Raw genomic sequence first — 352 nt, 5'->3', positions numbered from 1 at the left:
AGTAGAGGGTGTGAACAACCGAATAAAGACGCTGAACAAAGTCGCCTATGGGTATCGTGATTGGGAATTTTTTGAGTTAAAAATCAAAGCCAGTCATGAGGCGAAGTATCGATTTTCCGGATGAACCCTTTTCTTTGCTCCCTCGGCTTGTTGGTTTTGTGCTTGTCGGCAAGTTGGTTTCGTTTGGCGCTGTTTTCTGCGTATTTCGGTGATTGCGATCGCTCGTTTCCGCTGTTTTTCAAGCAAGTTGTCGTCTTTTTTACAATTTAGTAACGTGAATGATTACGCTGCACACTTTTCAGGGTTCAAGTACACCTCATCGATATAACTCCAGTCTCTCGTTTGCCGACTC

1 protein-coding gene is annotated in these 352 nt (G+C 44.0%); it reads left to right on the top strand.

What is annotated here, in order from left to right; genetic code table 11:
* Nucleotides 1-124, top strand: a 124-nt coding sequence (locus UF06_RS23970; protein ID WP_045569239.1) for a transposase, incomplete at its 5' end; no start/stop codon positions are given.
* Nucleotides 125-352 lie beyond the last annotated feature (228 nt).

Origin of the sequence: Vibrio sp. S234-5, from assembly GCF_000960595.1 — a bacterium.
Taxonomy (GTDB): Bacteria; Pseudomonadota; Gammaproteobacteria; order Enterobacterales; family Vibrionaceae; genus Vibrio.
Note: the sequence above shows the minus strand (reverse complement) of the source record. Positions and strands in the feature narration are given on the sequence as shown.